We start from the raw sequence: 6,984 nt of genomic DNA, 5'->3' as shown, positions 1-6,984 counted from the left end.
CGTCTCAACGACCGGCGGCGCGCTCCTGTTCGGTGTGACAGCTACAGCACCTTGCGGACCGCGCCCTTGTCGGCCGAGGTCGCCAGGGCCGCGTACGCGCGCAGGGCGGTGGTGACGGTGCGGTCGCGGTTGACGGGCTGCCAGGGGCGCTCGGAGGCTTCCATCTTCGATCGGCGTTCGGCCAGGACCTCGTCGGAGACCAGCACCTCGAGCGCGCGGGTGTGCACGTCGATGCGGATGCGGTCGCCGTTCTCGACCAGGCCGATGACGCCACCGGAGGCGGCTTCGGGGGAGACGTGACCGATCGACAGGCCCGAGGTGCCGCCGGAGAAGCGGCCGTCGGTGATCAGCGCGCACACCTTGCCCAGGCCGAGGCCCTTGAGGAACGAGGTGGGGTGCAGCATCTCCTGCATACCCGGGCCACCGGCGGGGCCCTCGTAGCGCACGACGACCACGTCGCCGGGCTGGATCTTCTTGCTCAGGATCATGGTCACCGCGTCCTCCTGGGACTCGACCACCACGGCCGGGCCCTCGAAGGTGAACAGGTCCTCGTCGATGCCCGCGGTCTTGAGGATCGCGCCGTCGGGGGCGATATTGCCGCGCAGCACGCACAGCCCGCCCTCGACGGTGTAGGCGTTCTCGATGTCACGGATGCAGCCACCGGCGGCATCGGTGTCCAGCGAGGACCAGCGGTTCTTCGTCGAGAACGGCTCGACCGTGCGCACGCCACCGGGCGCGGCGTGGAACAGCTCGATCGCCTCGTCGGAGGCCTTGCCCGAGCGGATGTCCCAGGTGTCGAGGAATTCCTCGTAGTCGGCGGTGTGCACGGTGGTCACGTCGGTTTCCAGCAGGCCGCCGCGACGCAGTTCACCGAGGATGGCGGGGATGCCACCGGCGCGGTGCACGTCTTCCATGTGGTAATCGGAGTTGGGCGAGACCTTCGCCAGGCACGGCACCCGACGGCTGATCTCGTCGATGGTCTGCAGATCGAAGTCGATCTCGCCCTCCTGCGCGGCGGCGAGGGTGTGCAGCACGGTGTTGGTCGAACCGCCCATCGCCACGTCCAGGGCCATCGCGTTGCGGAAAGCCTTGGCGTTGGCCACGTTTCGGGGCAGCACCGAGGCGTCGTCGTCCTGGTACCAGCGCTTGGCGATATCGACGATCACCGTGCCCGCGCGCTCGAACAGCGCGCGGCGCGAGGCGTGCGTAGCCAGGGTGGAACCGTTGCCCGGCAGGGCCAGACCCAGCGCCTCGGTCAGGCAGTTCATCGAGTTGGCGGTGAACATGCCCGAACATGAACCGCAGGTCGGGCACGCGGCCTGTTCTACTTCGCTCAGGCCCGCCTCGGACACGGCCTGGCTCGCGCTGGCGGAGATGGCGGTGATCAGGTCGGTCGGCGCCTGCGCGACACCGTCGACGATCACGGCCTTACCGGCCTCCATCGGCCCACCGGAGACGAACACGGCGGGGATGTTGAGGCGCATCGCGGCGTTGAGCATGCCGGGGGTGATCTTGTCGCAGTTGGAGATGCACACCAGCGCGTCGGCGGTGTGGGCGTTGGCCATGTACTCCACCGAGTCGGCGATGATCTCGCGCGAGGGCAGCGAGTAGAGCATGCCGCCGTGACCCATCGCGATGCCGTCGTCGACAGCGATCGTGTGGAACTCACGCGGCACGCCACCGGCGGCGCGCACGCCCTCGGCGACGATCTCGCCCATGTTCTTGAGGTGCACGTGACCGGGAACGAACTGCGTGTAGGAGTTCGCGATCGCGATGATCGGCTTCCCGAAGTCGGAGTCGGTCATGCCGGTCGCGCGCCACAGCGAGCGGGCGCCCGCGGCGTTGCGGCCGATGGTGGTGGTGCGTGAGCGAAGCGGTGGCATGGGAGTCCTCGTAATGTCGCTGGGTGCGCGTCCGAAACGTGCGCTCAGGGGGCTGACCTGCGCGAGCACGGGCGAGTGCGCGGTGCGTCCGGCAACCCTCCACGTTACTCCGGCGGGCGGTGGTCGCGTCGGGCCGGTGGGCGTGCAGGGATCGAAGAGACCGGGCTCGAGGCGGGAGTGTCGCTGTCGTGGGGTGTCGCCGCGGTGGTGCCGTCGGCGCGGGGATCGCCCGGTCCGATGTCAGCCTACCGGTGCAACGACACCGTTGGCCACGCTGATTCCCACAGTGCCGACGGTCACTGCCCGCGGCGAGCGGTTTGCGACGTGGTCACTTCTCGGTCTTCGACCCCGACTACGCGTCCGGCCCGGCCTTCGTCGGCGACTCGGGGTCGACCGGTGACTCGGCGCCTGCCGACGACTCGGTCTCCGCTGACGGACCGGGCTCCGCCGATTACTCGGTCTCCGTCGATGCCTCGGACTCTGCCGACGACTTGGTCCCGCTCGACGCCCCGGGCTCCGCCGACGACTTGGTCCCGCCCGACGCCTCGGACTCCGCCGCCGACTCGGTCTCGGTCGATGCCTCGGCCTCGGGCTTCGCCTTCGCCGCGGCCCGTTCGGCGGCGACCCGCTCGGCCTCCGCCTCCTCGGCCGAGGCGAACACGTCCGGCAGTCGCCCGCCCGACGCCTCGATCAACTCGCGCAACCGGTCGTAACCCACCGCGGGCAACTTCACCTCGGAGTCGTCGACCAGCCGCGCCCGCACGTACCCGCGCTTGGGGATGCTGATCCCCTTGACCTGGGCCCAGTCGTAGTGCCGCTTGCCGAACATCGTGCTCAGATCCAGCCCGCGCTCGGACACCGTCGTCGACGTCCGGGTGACCCACCACACCGCGATCACCGGTAGCAGCAGCAGCCACCACAGCGCCGCGGGCCAGCCCACGAACGGGAAGAACACGCAGAACGCCAACACCAGCACGCCGATATAGGCCAGCCGGGGCACCCCGATCACGTGCAGACCGGGGGTGGGGGTGTTGGTCCGGCGCGGTACCAGCAACCACACGATCACCGCCGCGGGCACCAGCAGTCCGATCCGCAATCCCAGCGACCAGTCCTGCGCCGTGCCGACCACGACGACGATCAGGTAGGCCAGCACCACCGCCCCGATCGCCGCGAGCCTGCCCGGCGACGCCGAGCGCAGGCCACCGGGTCGCGACGGGCGACCCGTCTCGGTTCCCTCGCCGGCGGTGTGGGACGATTCAGACGGTGGCACGGACTGATGCGGTGATGACACCCTCCTATCCTCGCATCTCGGTATACGGACCCACGCAACCACTCGAGTCCCACAGAATGGGACCGGAGCGGATAGCCTGTTTGACTCGACGCACTACGCGCGCCTAACGTCGTATGCGTGATTCGAAGCGAGCTCGTACTCAGCCGGCGCGTCCAGCGTTGAGCCTGACTGCCTGAGTCAATACGTCAGCTCGCGTTTGCGACGCGCCACCCTCGAACAGCCATGTGCTGGGCGGGGGCTTTTTTGTGTTCGGGCGAATGCCAGTGGCCCTCGTGGCCAGTCCGAGTCAGAACAACACAGTGAGGAACGAAGACGGTGAGTGCACCAACCGCACGACCCGGGCCATCGGCCCGCAGGTCAGCGCCTTCGGCTACCCCCTCGGGTAGCCCGGCGACCAACCCCGCCCGTCGGCAGGTCGCGCCCGAGCGCGTTACCGGCGCCCAGTCGGTTGTCCGGTCCCTCGAAGAGCTCGACGTCGACACGGTATTCGGCATTCCCGGCGGCGCGGTCCTTCCCGTCTACGACCCGCTGTTCGACTCCAAGAAGGTCCGCCACGTCCTGGTCCGCCACGAGCAGGGCGCCGGTCACGCGGCGACCGGTTACGCGCAGTCCTCGGGCAAGGTCGGTGTGTGTATGGCCACATCCGGCCCCGGCGCCACCAACCTGGTGACCCCGCTGGCGGACGCGCAGATGGACTCGGTCCCGATCGTGGCGATCACCGGACAGGTGCCGTCGAGCCTGGTCGGCACCGACGCGTTCCAGGAAGCCGACATCTCCGGCATCACCATGCCGATCACCAAGCACAACTTCCTGGTCAAGGACGCGGCCGAGATCCCGCGCATCCTGGCCGAGGCGTTCTACCTGGCCGCCTCGGGTCGTCCGGGCGCGGTCCTGGTCGACATCACCAAGGACGCCCTGCAGGCCCAGACCACGTTCTCGTGGCCGCCGGAGATGCGTCTGCCCGGCTACCGTCCGGTCACCAAGCCGCACGGCAAGCAGGTCCGCGAGGCCGCCCGGCTGATCCTGGAAGCCAAGTCCCCGGTGCTCTACGTCGGCGGCGGCGTGATCAAGTCCGACGCCTCGGCCGAGCTGCTCGAGCTGGCCGAACTGACCGGCATCCCCGTCGTCACCACCCTGATGGCGCGTGGCGCGTTCCCCGACAGCCACACCCTGAACATGGGTATGCCCGGCATGCACGGCACCGTCGGCGCCGTGGCCGCGCTGCAGAAGTCGGACCTGCTGATCACCCTCGGCGCCCGCTTCGACGACCGCGTCACCGGCCAGCTGGACTCCTTCGCGCCCGACGCCAAGGTCATCCACGCCGATATCGACCCGGCCGAGATCGGCAAGAACCGCCACGCCGACGTCCCGATCGTGGGCGACGCGCGCGAGGTCATCATCGAGCTGATCGAGACCCTCAAGGCCGACCCGCAGTCCGGTGCGGCGCCGCTGCTGAACCTCACCGAGTGGTGGGGCTACCTCAGCGGCATCCGCGACGACTACCCGCTGGGTTGGAAGACCCCCAGCGACGGTTCGCTCTCGCCGGAGTTCGTGATCGAGACCCTGGGCCGGCTGGCCGGTCCCGACGCGGTCTACTGCGCGGGCGTGGGTCAGCACCAGATGTGGGCCGCGCAGTTCATCAAGTACGAGAACCCGCGCACCTGGCTGAACTCCGGTGGCCTCGGCACCATGGGCTACGCGGTTCCCGCGGCCATGGGCGCCAAGATGGGCACCCCGGACAAGGAGGTCTGGGCGGTCGACGGTGACGGCTGCTTCCAGATGACCAACCAGGAGCTGGCCACCTGTGCCGTGGAGGGCGTGCCGATCAAGGTCGCGCTGATCAACAACGGCAACCTGGGCATGGTCCGCCAGTGGCAGACCCTGTTCTACGAACAGCGCTACTCCAACACCGACCTGGGCACCCACACCCTGCGCATCCCCGACTTCGTGAAGCTGGCCGAGGCGCTGGGTTGCGTCGGCATCCGCGTCGAGAAGGAAGACGAGGTCGAGGCCGCGATCCGCCAGGCCCAGGCGATCAACGACCGCCCGGTCGTGATCGACTTCATCGTCGGCAAGGACGCCCAGGTGTGGCCGATGGTCGCCTCGGGCACCAGCAACGACGAGATCATGTTCGCCCGCGGCATCCGTCCGCTCTTCGACGAGGACGAGTCGGTTTCCGAACCGGCCGTCATCCACGAGGCGATGGAACGCGAGCAGGCCGCATTCGAGAAGGGCGCCGACGAATGAGCACCACCCACACCCTGAGCGTCCTCGTCGAGGACAAGCCGGGCGTGCTGGCACGTGTCGCGAGCCTGTTCTCGCGGCGCGGCTTCAACATCGAATCCCTGGCCGTCGGCGGCACCGAGATCCCCGAGATCTCGCGCATGACCATCGTCGTGACCGTCGATGATCTGCCGCTCGAGCAGGTCACCAAGCAGCTCAACAAGCTGATCAACGTCATCAAGATCGTGGAGCAGGACGCCGACGCCTCGGTGGCCCGCGAACTGATCCTGGTGAAGGTGCGTGCCGACGCGTCGGTGCGCACGCAGGTGATCGAGGCCGTGCAGTTGTTCCGCGCCAAGGTGATCGACGTCTCGCCCGACGCGCTCACCATCGAGGCCACCGGCACCCGCTCCAAGCTGGATGCCCTGCTGCGCATGGTGGAGCCGTACGGTATCCGCGAGATCGTGCAGTCGGGCGTGGTGGCTGTCGGACGCGGTCCGAAGTCGATCACCGCCACCCGCTAACTTTTCATCATCCGAGAAATAACCCAGAAGGGACTCCACTGTGGCAGTCGAGATGTTCTACGACGACGACGCTGACCTGTCGATCATCCAGGGCCGCAAGGTCGCCGTGATCGGCTACGGCAGCCAGGGCCACGCGCACTCGCTGAGCCTGCGCGACTCCGGCGTCGACGTCCGCGTCGGCCTGACCGAGGGCTCCAAGTCTCGCCCGAAGGCCGAAGAGGCCGGTCTGACCGTCGGCACCCCCGCCGAGGTCTCCGAGTGGGCCGACGTGATCATGGTGCTGGCCCCCGACACCGCCCAGGCGTCGATCTTCACCAACGACATCGAGCCCAACCTCAAGGACGGCGACGCGCTGTTCTTCGGCCACGGCCTCAACATCCACTTCGGTCTGATCAAGGCTCCGGCCAACGTCACCGTCGCGATGGTCGCCCCGAAGGGCCCCGGCCACCTGGTGCGTCGTCAGTACGTCGACGGCAAGGGCGTGCCCGCGCTCATCGCCGTGGATCAGGACCCGAAGGGCGAGGGCCAGGCCCTGGCGCTGTCCTACGCCAAGGCCATCGGTGGTGCCCGCGCCGGCGTCATCAAGACCACCTTCAAGGAAGAGACCGAGACCGACCTGTTCGGTGAGCAGGCTGTGCTCTGCGGTGGCACCGAAGAGCTGGTCAAGACCGGCTTCGAGGTCATGGTCGAGGCCGGTTACGCGCCCGAGATGGCGTACTTCGAGGTCCTGCACGAGCTCAAGCTGATCGTCGACCTCATGTACGAGGGTGGCATCGCCCGCATGAACTACTCGGTGTCCGACACCGCCGAGTTCGGTGGCTACCTGTCGGGCCCGCGCGTCATCGACGCCGGCACCAAGGAGCGCATGAAGGCGATCCTGACCGACATCCAGGACGGCACCTTCGTCAAGCGCCTGGTCGCCAACGTCGAGAACGGCAACACCGAGCTCGAGGGCCTGCGCAAGGCCAACGCCGAGCACCCCATCGAGGTCACCGGCGCCAAGCTGCGCGGCCTGATGAGCTGGGTCGACCGCCCGATCACCGAAACCGCGTAAGGTTTCAGC

The 6,984-nt window shown here is 68.4% G+C and carries 5 protein-coding genes; 3 read left to right on the top strand and 2 right to left on the bottom strand.

Features of this window, described 5'->3' with window-relative positions; genetic code table 11:
- Positions 1 to 41: 41 nt before the first annotated feature.
- Positions 42 to 1,883: a dihydroxy-acid dehydratase gene (ilvD, locus tag ACFP3H_RS17830; protein WP_378607318.1), complete on the bottom strand. Its 1,842-nt coding sequence runs from the start codon at positions 1,881 to 1,883 to the stop codon at positions 42 to 44.
- A gap of 451 nt (positions 1,884 to 2,334) precedes the next feature.
- Positions 2,335 to 3,153 (bottom strand): PH domain-containing protein, encoded by an 819-nt coding sequence (locus ACFP3H_RS17825; RefSeq protein WP_378607316.1) that lies wholly within the window; start codon positions 3,151 to 3,153, stop codon positions 2,335 to 2,337.
- A gap of 336 nt (positions 3,154 to 3,489) precedes the next feature.
- Here ACFP3H_RS17825 and ACFP3H_RS17820 point away from each other — a divergent pair, with 336 nt between their 5' ends.
- From ACFP3H_RS17820 to ilvC, 3 genes are read left to right on the top strand one after another with little or no spacing between them, the layout of a single operon-like run.
- Positions 3,490 to 5,421: an acetolactate synthase large subunit gene (locus ACFP3H_RS17820; protein ID WP_378607314.1), complete on the top strand. Its 1,932-nt coding sequence runs from the start codon at positions 3,490 to 3,492 to the stop codon at positions 5,419 to 5,421.
- On the top strand, positions 5,418 to 5,921 hold the full coding sequence (gene ilvN / locus ACFP3H_RS17815) for an acetolactate synthase small subunit (protein WP_019048314.1): 504 nt from the start codon (positions 5,418 to 5,420) through the stop codon (positions 5,919 to 5,921). The genes ACFP3H_RS17820 and ilvN overlap by 4 nt, the downstream gene beginning before the upstream one ends.
- A 52-nt stretch (positions 5,922 to 5,973) precedes the next feature.
- Positions 5,974 to 6,975, top strand: coding sequence for a ketol-acid reductoisomerase (gene ilvC / locus ACFP3H_RS17810; RefSeq protein ID WP_378607468.1), 1,002 nt, complete (start codon positions 5,974 to 5,976; stop codon positions 6,973 to 6,975).
- Positions 6,976 to 6,984: the final 9 nt, after the last annotated feature.

Source organism: Nocardia lasii (genome assembly GCF_042658545.1).
Classification (GTDB): Bacteria; Actinomycetota; Actinomycetes; order Mycobacteriales; family Mycobacteriaceae; genus Nocardia; species Nocardia lasii.
This window is presented reverse-complemented; position numbering and strand designations above follow the sequence as displayed.